The organism is Corynebacterium sp. UMB9976, assembly GCF_030212265.1.
Lineage (GTDB): Bacteria > Actinomycetota > Actinomycetes > Mycobacteriales > Mycobacteriaceae > Corynebacterium.
This window is the reverse complement of sequence record NZ_JASODY010000016.1, coordinates 29,699-42,953: the sequence shown is the minus strand read 5'-3', so window position 1 is coordinate 42,953 and position 13,255 is coordinate 29,699. Positions and strand designations below refer to the sequence as shown.

At 65.1% G+C, this 13,255-nt stretch carries 10 protein-coding genes and 3 pseudogenes; 6 read left to right on the top strand and 7 right to left on the bottom strand.

What is annotated here, in order from left to right:
- Window positions 1–136 precede the first annotated feature (136 nt).
- Window positions 137–235, top strand: a pseudogene (locus QP140_RS07895) (cadmium resistance transporter); the annotation flags it as partial.
- 37 nt (window positions 236–272) lie between these two features.
- On the opposite strand, the gene QP140_RS07890 reads toward QP140_RS07895, so the two are convergent.
- On the bottom strand, window positions 273–1,313 hold the full coding sequence (locus QP140_RS07890) for a ribokinase (protein ID WP_284759023.1): 1,041 nt from the start codon (window positions 1,311–1,313) through the stop codon (window positions 273–275).
- A gap of 611 nt (window positions 1,314–1,924) precedes the next feature.
- Between QP140_RS07890 and QP140_RS07885 the strand changes: the two genes are divergently transcribed.
- From QP140_RS07885 to QP140_RS07875, 3 genes are read left to right on the top strand one after another with little or no spacing between them, the layout of a single operon-like run.
- On the top strand, window positions 1,925–2,653 hold the full coding sequence (locus QP140_RS07885) for an ATP-binding cassette domain-containing protein (RefSeq protein ID WP_148792252.1): 729 nt from the start codon (window positions 1,925–1,927) through the stop codon (window positions 2,651–2,653).
- A 56-nt stretch (window positions 2,654–2,709) separates the two neighbouring features.
- Window positions 2,710–3,834 (top strand): ABC transporter permease, encoded by a 1,125-nt coding sequence (locus tag QP140_RS07880; protein WP_284759022.1) that lies wholly within the window; start codon window positions 2,710–2,712, stop codon window positions 3,832–3,834.
- On the top strand, window positions 3,834–4,394 hold the full coding sequence (locus tag QP140_RS07875; RefSeq protein ID WP_284759020.1) for a hypothetical protein: 561 nt from the start codon (window positions 3,834–3,836) through the stop codon (window positions 4,392–4,394). The genes QP140_RS07880 and QP140_RS07875 overlap by 1 nt, the downstream gene beginning before the upstream one ends.
- A 31-nt stretch (window positions 4,395–4,425) precedes the next feature.
- Here QP140_RS07875 and QP140_RS07870 read toward each other — a convergent pair whose 3' ends face one another.
- The gene (locus tag QP140_RS07870) at window positions 4,426–5,064 is read right to left on the bottom strand and encodes an SdpI family protein (protein ID WP_284759018.1); all 639 of its coding nucleotides are present in this window, start codon (window positions 5,062–5,064) and stop codon (window positions 4,426–4,428) included.
- 40 nt (window positions 5,065–5,104) lie between these two features.
- On the opposite strand from QP140_RS07870, the gene leuS reads away from it, so the two are divergent.
- The gene (leuS, locus tag QP140_RS07865; protein ID WP_284759017.1) at window positions 5,105–8,140 is read left to right on the top strand and encodes a leucine--tRNA ligase; all 3,036 of its coding nucleotides are present in this window, start codon (window positions 5,105–5,107) and stop codon (window positions 8,138–8,140) included.
- Between the two features lie 66 nt (window positions 8,141–8,206).
- Here leuS and QP140_RS07860 read toward each other — a convergent pair.
- Window positions 8,207–8,434: pseudogene (locus tag QP140_RS07860) on the bottom strand (transposase); the annotation flags it as partial.
- A 112-nt stretch (window positions 8,435–8,546) separates the two neighbouring features.
- Here QP140_RS07860 and QP140_RS07855 point away from each other — a divergent pair.
- Complete coding sequence (locus QP140_RS07855; RefSeq protein WP_048733072.1) at window positions 8,547–9,854, top strand: ISL3 family transposase; 1,308 nt, start codon at window positions 8,547–8,549, stop codon at window positions 9,852–9,854.
- A gap of 5 nt (window positions 9,855–9,859) precedes the next feature.
- Here QP140_RS07855 and QP140_RS07850 read toward each other — a convergent pair.
- The 4 genes and pseudogenes from QP140_RS07850 to QP140_RS07835 all read right to left on the bottom strand — a co-directional run.
- Window positions 9,860–10,576, bottom strand: a pseudogene (locus tag QP140_RS07850) (transposase); the annotation flags it as partial.
- Between the two features lie 211 nt (window positions 10,577–10,787).
- The gene (locus QP140_RS07845; RefSeq protein ID WP_148811401.1) at window positions 10,788–11,264 is read right to left on the bottom strand and encodes a hypothetical protein; all 477 of its coding nucleotides are present in this window, start codon (window positions 11,262–11,264) and stop codon (window positions 10,788–10,790) included.
- A gap of 205 nt (window positions 11,265–11,469) precedes the next feature.
- On the bottom strand, window positions 11,470–12,696 hold the full coding sequence (locus tag QP140_RS07840; protein WP_284759015.1) for a universal stress protein: 1,227 nt from the start codon (window positions 12,694–12,696) through the stop codon (window positions 11,470–11,472).
- Between the two features lie 36 nt (window positions 12,697–12,732).
- Window positions 12,733–13,203, bottom strand: a complete 471-nt coding sequence (locus QP140_RS07835) for a MarR family winged helix-turn-helix transcriptional regulator (RefSeq protein WP_070757888.1) — start codon at window positions 13,201–13,203, stop codon at window positions 12,733–12,735.
- Window positions 13,204–13,255 lie beyond the last annotated feature (52 nt).

Sequence of the window (13,255 nt, the reverse complement as noted above, 5' to 3'; positions counted from 1 at the left end):
ACCATTTCGCAGCAGCCGCCTGATCGGCGCAGAGCGACAGCCTACCTCTGACTGCCGCCAATCTTTGCAACAGAGCCGATCGGCATTCTGCTTTGAGTATTTGGGGTAAGCAGATGGCGATTGGGATTGATTGGCTGTCGTCGCCGGTGCGGGTGCCTTCCTGCCGCCCAGCGCGATCCCCTATTTCGGTCTGATTCCGCTGGTCGATGGCCTGAAGGCTGCATGGAAGGCCTGGGCGTGGTGATCCTAGTCCAGGGCTACACTTTCGGCCTCTAGCTGCGGTTTTCCTGTTCTGCCGCCAGGTCGCGGATCTCTGCTTCCGTCGCGTACGACGCCGCCGCGCCGGCCTTCTGGGTCGCCAAGGACCCGGCCGCAACAGCCACGCGGGTGGCGTCCACCAGGGAGGAACCGGTGGCCACAGCCGCCGCGAGCGTGCCACAGAACGCATCCCCGGCACCGGTGGTGTCCACGATGGTCTCCATCTGCGGGGCGGGCACGCGGGTCACGCCCGCGTCGTCGATGACGGTCGCGCCCGCCGGACCCAGGGTGACCACGCAGGTGCGGGCGACGTCCTTGAGCGCGGCGAAGAGCTCCTCGGTGGGGGTTTCGCGAGGCAGCCCGGTGATGTCCGCGGCCTCCAGCTCGTTGAGGACGATTGGGTCGGACGCCGCGACCAGGTCGGCGTCCTTCGTGGTCACCGGGGCGAGGTTCAGTATCAACCGGGCGCCGATGGCCTCTGCCAACGCGGGCAGCTCCGCGGAGTGCTCCGGGGTCAGCTCACCTTGCGCCAGCACCACTGGGATGGGGCGGTCATCGGCCAGCTCCTTGGCGAGCTCTGTCAGCTCGGCCGGGCTGGTCAGCTCGTTGGCTCCGGAGGTCACGATGATGATGTTCTCGCCGGACGCGTCGTTCATGATGAATGCCTGGCCGGTGGGCTGCCCGGTGCGGGAGATGTGCGCGGTGTTGACCCCGTGCTCGTCGAGCTCCTTGATCGCCAGCAGCGCCAGCGGGTCGAGCGGCTGGTTGGGGTTATCGGCGCTGGTCTCCCCCACGGCACCCAGCAGGATCGTCTCCACGCCCATGCGGGCGGAGGCGACGGCCTGGTTCGCGCCCTTGCCGCCGAGTCCCTGCAGCCCGCGGCGGCCGATGATGGTCTCGCCGGGGTGCGGGAACTCATCGAGGCCCACGAAGGTGTCGACGTTGATGCTGCCGCACACGAGGACGGCAGGCGCAGCGTTGCTGTTCGCGTCGGTGGACGCAGGAGTGTTCGCCGCGTCGGTGGGCGCGGTGTTCGGGTTCTTACCGGGGTTCATGCCTCACAGTCTAGAAGACGCCCCGGGCTTGCCTGGGGTTGTCTCGGAAGGGGGTGGCCAACGCCACAGGTGCATTACAGAAGCCGCAGATTCCGGGCACGCGCTACCCCTGGTTGGGTAATCTATCAATAGTACAATTGAGGAGTGATAGAGTTGTGGTCCGTACGATTTCGGAGAGGAATACATGCGTAAAATTATGCAGAACCGGCGAGGGGTAACCGCGGTTGCCGCAGCCCTGGCTTTGTCAACAAGCCTCGTTGCCGCCCCTGCCGACGCTAGCGTCATCAATACACGACTTGAGCGCGTTCGCACCGGTTTTCAATCGCAGCGCGTAAACCATGTGGGTGCGCATGCAGTGCAGGCAGGGTTGATCGATTGTACTTCCAATGCCCCGGGGCTACCCCGTACCTTGAGTTGATGTTGAAGAAAGTTCGGCGACTCCAGCCAGATGTCAACATGGGGCTTCGAAATGTCTCTAATTGCTTTAAAAAGCCGTACCGAGCGTCGTGGGGATTCCCTGGTCATGCGAAGTATTACTGGCAAGTAAAGTCACGGGATTACCAGACAACCAGCGCCCGCATCATGAACCTCTACTTTTAGATTGCCACTCCATGCCTACAGCCTCTTTCCGCTTCGCCTACCCGCAGAGTACCCGACGGATCGACATCCGCGATCTCGCCATCAACGATGCTGCCACAGTCGTTCTCGGTGTCAACGGAGCAGGTAAAACGACCATGTTGCGCTGCCTCGCTGGACAATTCAAACTGCAACGAGGGAAGCTGCCCAGCGCGGATGGCACCGTCTACGTTCCCCAAAAGTTCATGCCCATCAGCGGTTTTAACGTGGCGGATTACATTTCTTACGTCGGTTGGCTGCAAGGGGCTCCCATGCGACAGGCCCAGAAGGACGCCCTCACCTGGGCCGAGTTCGTGGGTTTGCAGGGAGATGTAACCCGCCAGGAATGTCGACAGCTGAGCGGTGGGCAGCAGGCGAAGCTCCAGCTGGCCGCCGCCTTGAATTCTCAGGCGCGCTGGCTGTTACTCGACGAACCCAGTGCGACTCTGGACCCAATCGCGAAGCAGGAGCTACGGCAGCTCTATCGCGACGTCATCAACCGAGGCATCCGGTTGTGGGTTTCCAGCCACCAGCCCTTGGAAGTCGGCGAACCATTTGAGCAGGTCATCGTGTTAGATCATGGCTGTCTCGCATTTCAGGGGCGAATCGACGACTTCATTGGCTTCAGTGATGACCGAACTGACGCCTCCGATACGACCTGGCGAGGAGAACCTATCTCCCCCACTGTTCTGCAGTTGTCTGCCGTCCACCGGTCGGAGGCGTGATGAGAAAAGCGTTACTTCGAAATGCGCTAATCGTTCTCGTGGGTTTCGCTGTCAGCTTGCGGCTCAACATCAGCATCGAGGGTGCTGAAACCTACCCGAGTTCCCCGCAAGCCACGCTCCATAAGTCTTGGCAGTTGTTCATTGTCCTGGGGCCCTTGCTTGGGTTCCTGAGCGCGTGGGAGGCGTCCCGGTTTCGCGAAATCCTGACTCAGCTGGGCAGGCCACGTTATGCCGGGAAAGTATGGTTGCGGTCGATTGCTCCACTCCAGCTGATTGCATTTTTGCTCGTCACTCTACATTTTGTTCTCAACGATGGATTCGGCTCCAGGGCCTGGCCGCAAGGCGTGTTGATTATCGCGCTGCATGCGCTCGTTTGGGCTTCACTCGGTATGGCATGCGGCCTCTATCTTCCAAGCCTGATCGCCTTGCCCGTGGCAATGTTCCTGAGCTTTGTTCTGCAGGCTTACCCGCCGGCACTGTCGCAGCCTGAATGGCGCTACATGTTCGGCCAGACTGCAGGGCTGTGCTGCGGTATTGACCGCGAACTGAACTCCTCCTTCGTGGCGGCGAGTGCCACGATGCTCGCCGCATTGCTCATGGCAGCGTGGGTGCTCATTTATGCCGGTAGCTCCGGGTGTCGAGGAACGACCGCCGCCGTGGCCGCTGGAGTAGCCGTTGCGCTGTTGGGAGGGTTTGCTAGCTATTCACAAGTTGCAGGGGCTGGTTATGACGTGACCGTCCAAAGGTCTGAGAAAGACTTGGTCTGCAGCGATAGCCAGTGTTTATGGCCCGAAACGCCCGAGGAGGTCGTGGCTGCTAATCGTGATGTGCTGAGCTCTCTCGGCAAGCCGCAGGCGTCCCTGTGGGACATACACAGCTCAGCTGCACCGGAAGACCTGCAGAAGGAGCAACCACAGCAATATCTCCTTGTGCGATCCACCGACCCCGACACGGTTGAACTCGTGCTCATCCTGCAGCATCTTCAGGCAGATGACGCACTACGCCGCACCCCGAGCTGCTGGTTCGGCGAGGACGGGCCCGTGCCGGTCGCCGATGCCTTTGACGGGGTCTCCCCTGATGACCTCAAGCGCTTGGTGTTGGAGCCATCGGGTCACCTTCGGCAAGAGCTCGATCATGAGGCGCTCATTAGCAAGGTCAACGAGGGCTGCGTGGCGTCGTGATGACCAAGCTGTACCTTCGCGGCCACCGTGTCCCCCAGGCCTTTGGTCTGATTGTGATCGCTGTATGCGGCGCCATTATTCTGGGGACAACAGCAATACCCTTGCCGTGGGTTGATGGCACGTACGGCGCTGTTGTGCCGTTCAATGTCGTCTTTGCGTTGCTGTTTCTCAGTTCTGTTGTGCTCTTCTACACCAGCGACCTCGCGGTGTGGGAGGAATACAGCCCCCGGTCGTGGAAGACACAGGATTATGCCTTTCTCGGTGCTGCGTATCTCCCACTGGTTCTGCTCGCCTCGTTCGGAAACGCAGGCTTGTGGCAGTTTAGCGCCTTGAGTCTGGCCTGCTTCTGGACCTTAAGTCTTGTGCAGCCCCCACTACATGCACTGAGCGCGACACTCTTTCTGGCCTTTGCGCAGTGTCTATTGATCGTGGCCCTACCAGCAAAGTTCCTGCCGTTTTTTTGGAAGCCCACGCTGTGGGTCACGCTTGCCGCGAGCGCCTATTCGCTAGTGATTTTTTCCATCGCGCGACCCAAGTTGAAGCGCGCGAACCTCCGCTAGTCTGCGCGCTAAGGTGTACCCGCGTTAACCCCTAGCGGCGGTCCTGTTCCGCCACCGCGCGGCGGGCCGCATCCAGATCCAGCGCAGGCTTCGCCGCCGCCTGCTGCGCGCCCTGCCCAACACCAGCACTAGCGCCAGCACCGGCGCTCTGACCAGCGTCGAAGGCCGCTCCCCCGCCCTCACATGCGCCATTCAGCGAGCAGCTACCGCACGAATTCCCCGACGCACATTCCTCCGCCGTCGGCTCACAACCGCCAGCCGAGGCGTCGTCGTCGGAAGAAGAACCAGAAGAACAGCAACCCTCAGCGGACCGGGCCTCCTCGGCCTCCTGACCACGCAGGTGCTCCAGGCGAGCCATCGTGGACGCCGCCATCGCAGAACCCATCCCAATCAGGAACAGCGCCCCCACGATCAACAGCGCGAAGACCAGCCACATCCAGCCACCGATCCCCGTCGTCAGCAGCGCAGCCCCCAACAGCGCCGCACCCGCACCCATCCACGCCGGGCCCGCGATCTTGTGCGCCAAAACCCAGTTCTCGGGGGACTTCCGAACCTCCGGGATACGCAGCCCAACCACCCCGTTACCAGGCAGTTTCTCCATAAACCCGAGCAGCCCCACCGTCAGGACAGCGAGGGCGAGAATAACCAGCAGGATGGTGAGCACGATCATGCGGTTCAGTCTATTACCCCGTCTACTAGAATGACCAACCATGAACACCCCAGCTGACACGTCCGACCAGACCCCGTACCGCTACTCCCCCGCGCTCGCCGCGGATATCGAGCAGCGGTGGCAGAAGCACTGGGCCGAGCACGGCACCTTCAACGCCCCCAACCCCGTCGGCGACCTCGCCACCGACGGGCAGAAGCTGCCGGAAGACCGCATCTTCGTGCAGGACATGTTCCCCTACCCCTCCGGCGCCGGGCTGCACGTCGGCCACCCGCTGGGCTACATCGCCACCGATGTCTACGCCCGCTTCCAGCGCATGACCGGCAAGAACGTGCTCCACACCTTGGGCTACGACGCCTTCGGCCTGCCCGCCGAGCAGTACGCCGTCCAGACCGGCACCCACCCGCGCACCACCACCATGGCGAATATCGAGAACATGGAGCGCCAGCTGGGCCGGTTGGGGCTCGGCCACGATAAGCGCCGCGCCGTCGCCACCACCGACCGCGAGTTCTACCGCTGGACCCAGTGGATCTTCCTCAAGATCTACAACTCCTGGTTCGACCCGGAGGCCGACCCCGCGCCGGGCTACCCCGCCAAGCTGAAGGGCCGCGCCCGCCCGATCTCCGAGCTCATCCCGAAGCTCGAGGCCGAGCACGCCGACTGGGCCGAGAAGACCGAAGCCGAGCGCCAGGAGATCATCGACGGCTACCGCCTGGTCTACCGCTCCAACTCCACCGTCAACTGGTGCCCGGGCCTGGGCACCGTGCTGGCGAACGAGGAGGTCACCGCCGAGGGCCGCTCCGAGCGCGGCAACTTCCCGGTCTTCCGCAAGAACCTCCAGCAGTGGATGATGCGCATCACCGCCTACTCCGACCGCCTGCTCGAGGACCTGGAATTCCTCGACTGGCCGGAGAAGGTCAAGTCCATGCAGCGCAACTGGATCGGCCGTTCCCGCGGCGCGCAGCTCGCGTTTTCCTCCGCGGCGGGCCCGATCGAGGTCTTCACCACCCGCCCGGACACCCTCTTCGGGGCGACGTACATGGTGCTCGCCCCCGAGCACGAGCTCGTCGACACCCTCGTTTCCGCAGCTGAGGACGCCGCCGGCTCCGCGCAGGCCGCCTACGCCGACGCCGATGAGCGCTGGACCTTCGGCCAGAGCAGCCCGTCCGAGGCCGTCGCCGCTTACCGCGCGTCCATCGCCGCGAAGTCCGACCTGGAGCGCCAGGAAAACAAGGAAAAGACCGGCGTGTTCACCGGCGCCTATGCCACCAACCCGGTCAATGGCGAGCAGGTGCCCGTCTTCATCGCGGACTACGTCCTCATGGGCTACGGCACCGGCGCCATCATGGCGGTCCCGGCCCACGACGAGCGCGACTTCGACTTCGCCACCGCCTTCGGCCTGCCGATCCGCGAGGTCGTCGCCGGCGGCGAGAAGGGCGAGGACGGCCAGCTCACCGCCGCCTACACCGAGGCCGGTAAGGCCGTGAACAGCGCAAACGCCGAGGGTCTGGACATCAACGGCCTCGCCCTGGCAGATGCGAAGGCCACCACCACCAAGTGGCTCGAGGAGAAGGGCTACGGCCACGGCAAGGTGCAGTTCAAGCTGCGCGACTGGCTGTTCGCCCGCCAGCGTTACTGGGGCGAGCCCTTCCCCATCGTCTACGACGCCGACGGGGTCGCCCACCCGCTGCCGGAGGACATGCTCCCGGTCGAGCTGCCGGAGGTCGAGGACTACAAGCCGGTCGCCTTCGACCCGGAGGACCAGGACACCGAGCCGCAGCCCCCGCTGGCCAAGGCCCGCGAGTGGATCGAGGTCGAGCTGGATCTCGGCGACGGCCGCGGCACCCAGACCTACTACCGCGACGCGAACGTCATGCCGCAGTGGGCCGGTTCCTCCTGGTACCAGCTGCGCTACATCGACCCCAATAACGATCACGCGCTGGTAGACATCGACAACGAGCGCTACTGGGTCGGCCCGCGCGAGGGCAACCCGTCTGGTGGCGTGGACCTGTACGTCGGCGGTGTGGAGCACGCGGTGCTGCACCTGCTGTACTCCCGCTTCTGGCACAAGGTGCTCTTCGACCTGGGCGTGGTCAGCTCCTTCGAGCCCTACCACCGCCTGTTCAACCAGGGCTACATCCAGGCCTACGCCTACACCGATTCCCGCGGTGTGTACATGCCGGCGGCGGAGGTCGTGGAGCGCGACGGCGCATTTGTGCACGTCAACCCGGAGACCGGGGAGGAAACCCCGGTCCAGCAGGAGTACGGGAAGATGGGCAAGTCCCTGAAGAACTCCGTTTCCCCGGACGAGATCTGCGATAACTATGGCGCGGACACCCTGCGCGTCTACGAGATGTCCATGGGACCGCTGGACACCTCCCGCCCGTGGGCGACGAAGGACGTCGTCGGCGCGCAGCGTTTCCTGCAGCGTGCCTGGCGCCTGGTCGTGGACGAGACGTCCGGCAAGGCGGTCGTCGATGAGGACGTCAACACGCTGGCCTCGCTGCCGGATGAGGACCGCCGTGCGGTGAACCGCGCGCTGGCGGGTGTCCACGAGGACTACACCAACCTGCACAACAACACCGCCGTCGCGAAGCTGATCGAGCTGGTGAACTACCTGACGAAACAGTACGGCGCGGCGGGTGCCGGTGGCGCCCAGGGTGCCGCGGCGGATGCTGCGGTGCCGCGCGCGGCGGCGGAGGCGCTGGCGCTGATGCTGGCCCCGGTGGCCCCGCACCTGGCTGAGGAGCTGGGGCAGGTGCTGGGTGGTGCGGAGTCCTCTGGCCTGCTGGCTGGCGGGGCAGGTCAGGGTTCTGGCCTGACCCAGGACGAGGCCTCCGTGGCCTTCGTGCCGTACCCGGCGTGGGAAGAGGACTGGCTGGTCGACGACCAGATCGAGATGCCGGTTCAGATCATGGGCAAGGTTCGCGCCCGCATCATGGTCGCCGCGGATGCCTCCCGGGAGGACCTGGAGGCCGCGGCGCTGGCCGACGAGACCGTGCAGGGCCACATCGAGGGCAAGACGGTGCAGAAGGTCATCGTCGTGCCGGGCCGCATGATCAATATCGTCGCGAAGTAAGGCGAAAGGCCGCCCGGGGAGGGGATCGGGCGGCCTGGGGCTGGGGGTTTGCGGGCTCTTCCGGTTTTAGAGTGCGTTGATCTTGTCCTGTAGTTGTCCGGAGTGGATCAGGCACCGCAAGATGTAGTGGTTGAGGTTTCGGAATCCCAGGGCGATCCCCCGTAGGTGCTCGAGCCTGCCGTTGATGGCCTCGACCGGCCCGTTGGACGCCCCGATATCGAAGTACGCCAGGACATCCTCACGCCGGCGCCACAGAGTGCGTCCCAGTTGGGCGAGCTCCTCCAGACCTTTCGGGGCTCTTCGCGAACGAGGGTGTAGTCGGGTGAGCGCGTCGGTGGCCGGGTAGGGGTCGAGGTCTCCCGGATGATGGAAGTTCTTCACGCTCGCCATCCCGAAAGACCTCGACGTGCTCCACTCTACTTTCGCGACCCCTGACCTGACCACGTTCTGCCGCCTGGATGAACTCGGACTCGAAGCGGTCGGCCAGCTGATCGAGCGGGACCGGGCGATGATCGAGTGTCGGCCGGTCGAGGTGGACCCCTGGTGTCGGAAGTGCGGGGCGGAGGGCGTGTCGCGGGACACGGTGACGCGTCGACTCGCGCATGAGCCGTTCGGGCATAGGCCGACAACGCTTCTGGTCCGGGTCCGCCGCTACCGGTGCGCGCACTGCCGACGGACGTGGCGGCAGGACATGACTCGCGCCGCCGCGCCGCGAGCGAAGATCTCCCGCCTTGGCGTGGAGTGGGCGCTGCGGGGCATCGTCATCGACCACCTCACCGTGACCCGTGTCGCCGCGGGTCTCGGGGTTTCCTGGAGCGCCGCGAACACTGCGGTGCTCGCGGAGGGCAAGCGTCGACTCATCGACGATCCTGGTCGGTTCGACGGGGTCACCACGATCGGCGTCGACGAGCACGTCTGGCGGCACACCCGCCTCGGTGACAAGTACGTCACCGTGATCATCGACCTCACCCCGGCCCGCGACAAGACCGGCCCCGCGCGGCTGCTGGACATGGTCGAGGGTCGTTCGAAGGCGGTGTTCAAGCAATGGCTCGCGGCGCGCCCACCCGAGTGGAGCAAGCGGATCGAAGTCGTCGCGATGGACGGGCTCGCAGGCTTCAAGACGGCCGCCGCCGAAGAACTCCCCGACGCCGTCCCGGTCATGGACCCCTTCCACGTTGTCCGCCTCGCCGGCGACGCGTTGGACCAGTGCCGACGCCGAGTGCAGCAGGACACGGTCGGGCATCGCGGCCGCGCCGGTGACCCGCTCTACAAAGCGCGCCGCACCCTGCACACCGGCGCGGACCTGCTCACTGAGAAACAGACCGCCCGCCTGGAGGCTGTGTTCGCGATCGAAGAGCACGTCGAAGTCGAAGCGACCTGGGGTATCTACCAGCGCATCGTCGCCGCCTACCGGGAACCCGACAAGAAGAAGGCCAAACAGATGATGCACGCCGCGATCGATGCGATCACCACCGGCGTCCCCGCCGCGCTCGTAGAGATCCGCCGGCTCGGCCGCACCATGGGCCAGCGTGCCGCCGACATCCTCGCGTTCTTCGATCGCCCCGGCACATCGAACGGGCCAACAGAGGCGATCAACGGCCGACTCGAACACCTCCGCGGCTCCGCGCTCGGCTTCAGGAATCTCACGAACTACGTCGCACGCAGCCTGCTCGAAGCCGGAGGCTTCAGACCCCACCTACACCCTCGTTCGTGAAGAGCCGCATAACCGGCAAACCCATCCATGGTCACCACCTGCACCTGGCTGCGGAAACCGGGGTCGCGTTCCTGCAGCCACCCGCGCAGCACGTCCGCGGACCGCCCCGGTCGCATGTCTAGTAGTCGGGCGGGCCCGCGGCCGTCGACCAGTGGGGTGAGGTCCACGAGGATGGTCACCAGGTTCGAAGGCTGACCTCGGGTGTGTTTCCAGACGTGCTCATCGACTCCGAGGATGCGCACGCCGTCGAGGTGGTGCGGGTCGTCGTAGACGAGCTGGCGGCAGGCATCGAGTGCGACCTGGTTGACCAGGTCCCAGCCCACGCCGAGTGCTTTCGCGGTGGCAGACACACTCATCCGGTCAATGGCGAGGCGCTGGAGGATCCAGCGGGTGACTCGGTGGGTGAGCTTGGATCCGTCATCGGCGCAGGCCAGGGATGCCTGGAAGATCTTCCTAGAGCAGAAGGGCTCTGTGCACAGAAAGCGGGGGACGCGGACGTCCAGGCGGGTGGGGAACCCGACGACGGGAAGATCAACGAGCCGGCGCAGGGTGTGATCCCTCAGCTTCCCGGGGTGCCCGCAGTCCGGGCAGGTGTGGTTCACGGCCACCGGGGTGGCGTCGATGATGGTGATGTTTCCGGCGTCGGCGGCACCGGTGATCGTCAATCCGATCTCCGCGGTACGGCAGATGGTGTCGGCGACAAGGTTGCCAGTAAGCTGCACAGTAGGGTCCTGGTTCGGTTGGATGGAAGCGTCGTAACTCTCATCTTGTACCGGCCAGGACCCCTATATGTTGTGCCACCCCGAACCCCACCCCATGGTCAACTACGCACTCCAAAACCGGAAGAGCCGGTTTGCGTTGGAGCTTTGCCCCTCGAGGCTCGTTCGGGACCCGTTGGGGTGGGCCCCGTTGGGACGTGGGGAGCGCTGAGTTTTAGGCGTTGAGGATCAGCATCGCCGCGCTGTTGACCGACCAGCCGATCGCCACGGGCATGATGAACCAGATCACCGCGATCCACGGGCGCCAGCGCTGGTGGCGCTTCCACTTGTAGTAGCAGATATACGCCGCTCCGAAGAGCCCGAAAAAGCACACCAGAGCAGGGGCGATGTGGAAGAACAGCCGGAAGCCCTCGGTGCACAACCAGGCGGAGGAATCGGCATCGCAATACGGGCCGCCCACGATGCGGGAGATGATTGCCGTGCCCAATGCCAGGACGGCAGCGATGCCCGGGACGGCACAGAAGTAGATGATCGCCTGCTTCGTCGAGCGGTTATTGCGCTCCAGGCGGGCGAGGGGATCGGCCTCGTAATCGAGCTCGGTGAGCTTCGGGCGGCCGGCGGTCTGCGGCGGAAGGTCCTCCGGCGGCAGCTCGGCGCGATTCTCCGGGTGCCCCGGGCCTAACGTACTCACGATTACCCTCTCCTTCGGTGAAACTCCTGGTAGCTCCCAACCTTAAGAGATCCCGGCCACAAAGCTAAACCCCGCTGCCACACTCGAGCGGGGAAGAGTAACCCGGGCGGGGTAGTGCGTCTGTGCTGCGGCGCGCCACGCACAACGGGGGAGGGGCAGCTGGACTCGGCTCGCTCGACGCGACCAACTAGACCGACCCGACCAACTAGACCGTGCTGAGGAACACCGGCACCGGCACGTGCCGCAGGATCTGGTTTGTCGATGGGCCGATGAACACGCGGTTGAAGTCACCCAGCACGCTGGAGCCCATGACCATCAGGTCGCCCTTGCGCCACTTGATCGCGCCGACGGCCTCCTCCCAGCTCGCGCCGATGCCGGTCTTCGGCGTGACCTCCAGCTCTGGGTGGCGGGACAGCGCTCGTTTCCGGCCACGCTCCAGCAGCTCCTTGGCCTGCACCTGCCACGCCTCCGCCAACGGGGCAGCGGCGTTGTTAGAACCAACAGCACCGGCACTGTCGGCACCCGCGGCATCCACCGCGTCGCCGAAGGCCACCTGCGTGGGATCCAGCGAGACCCCGGCGGGGGAGAAGGCCACCAGGCGCAGTGGCACCTCCCACCGCCGCGCGAGATCCGAGGCATGGCGCAGTGCCTGCTGGGACTGCTCGGTATCCACATAAGCGCAGTTCACGCGGGTCGGACCGGCCTTGGAGAAGTCCAGGTTCCGCGGCACGAGCATCAGCGGCAGCGGGGAGCAGTGCAGCAGCGCGTCCGCGGTCGAGCCCATCCGGAAGCGCCCGTCCGGCGAATCCGCCTGCGAACCCAGCAGAATCACATCCGCCCCGAACTCCTCACCGGCCTCGATGAGTCGGCTGGTCTCGGAATGGTCGCTGTAGACCATCGCGAGCTGCTCTTCGTCCAGCATCTCCTCGGGCACCCCGGCAGCCAGCAGGGCGGCACGCGCGGACTCGCCCGCCGCGGCCATTTCTGCCTCCAGCCACGTATTGAAGGCCTCCCGGGCCGCCGTGAAGCTGGTGGGGCTGGCGGAGCCGGCGACCGGGGCGCCCAGCGCCTCAGCCGCGCCCACCCCGGCCCCCGGCGTGCCGTGGCTACCGCTGGTGTCCGGGCTGGTGGGGTAGAGGTCCGAGCTGGCGGTGGGGTAGAGGTCCGCCTGATCCGCCGCGGTGGCGGGGACGTCCATCTGCGGCCAGGTCTGGGAGATCACCGTCGCGGTGCGCACGACCAGCGGGTTCTCCTGCGCGAGCCAGGCAACGGTGCGCGCCAAGTCCTCGCCCACGCTTCCGGCATGCGGCGGCCACGCGACCAGCACGCGCAGCGCCCGGTTCACACGCGGCGCGATCACCGGCTTCGCGAGCGTCGGCGGGCGGAAGGCCTTCTTAGCGGTGCGGGACTTCTTCGTCTTCTTCGGTGCCACAGCGTTGAGCTCCCCGTCCCAATTCAGCTTTTAGCGCTACTTCGCGGGATCGGCTGGAGTAGCGCTCTCGTCATCCTCAGAGTACCGCTCCAGGATGGTGTCGATGACCGGGATGAAAGCGTCCACGGTCTGCAGCTCTTCCTCGCTGAGGTTCTCCAGCATGCTAGCGAGCTGGATGCTGCGCGCCCCCTCCTGGTTGTGCAGCTCCTCCCGCCCCTTGTCGGTGAGCTGAACGCGCACGCCGCGGCGGTCGCTGACGTCCCGAACGCGGTGGACCAGCCCCATCGTCTCGAGCTGGTTGACGGCGTTGGAGGCCGTCGGCATGCGGATGGACTCCATCGCAGCGATCTGAGAAATGCGCATGGGCCCCTCGCTGTCCAGGATCATCATGATCGACAGCTGGGCCTGCGAGATGTTCGACTGCTCCGTCTTACGGAAGTACAGCAGGTAGAGGCGCGTGAGGCTCGGGCGAAGATCCCGGGCAATGTCCATTTTTGAACGTGGCATATAGACCAATCTACCTGAGTGTTGTCGGTGCAAAACTATCGAGTACCAGATA

Coding starts and splice junctions, on each gene's coding strand:
- QP140_RS07890 (WP_284759023.1), bottom strand. CDS start 1,313: ATGAACCCCGGTAAGAACCCGAACACCGCGCCCACCGACGCGGCGAAC.
- QP140_RS07835 (WP_070757888.1), bottom strand. CDS start 13,203: ATGCCACGTTCAAAAATGGACATTGCCCGGGATCTTCGCCCGAGCCTC.
- QP140_RS07885 (WP_148792252.1), top strand. CDS start 1,925: ATGCCTACAGCCTCTTTCCGCTTCGCCTACCCGCAGAGTACCCGACGG.
- leuS (WP_284759017.1), top strand. CDS start 5,105: ATGAACACCCCAGCTGACACGTCCGACCAGACCCCGTACCGCTACTCC.
- QP140_RS07875 (WP_284759020.1), top strand. CDS start 3,834: ATGACCAAGCTGTACCTTCGCGGCCACCGTGTCCCCCAGGCCTTTGGT.
- QP140_RS07870 (WP_284759018.1), bottom strand. CDS start 5,064: ATGATCGTGCTCACCATCCTGCTGGTTATTCTCGCCCTCGCTGTCCTG.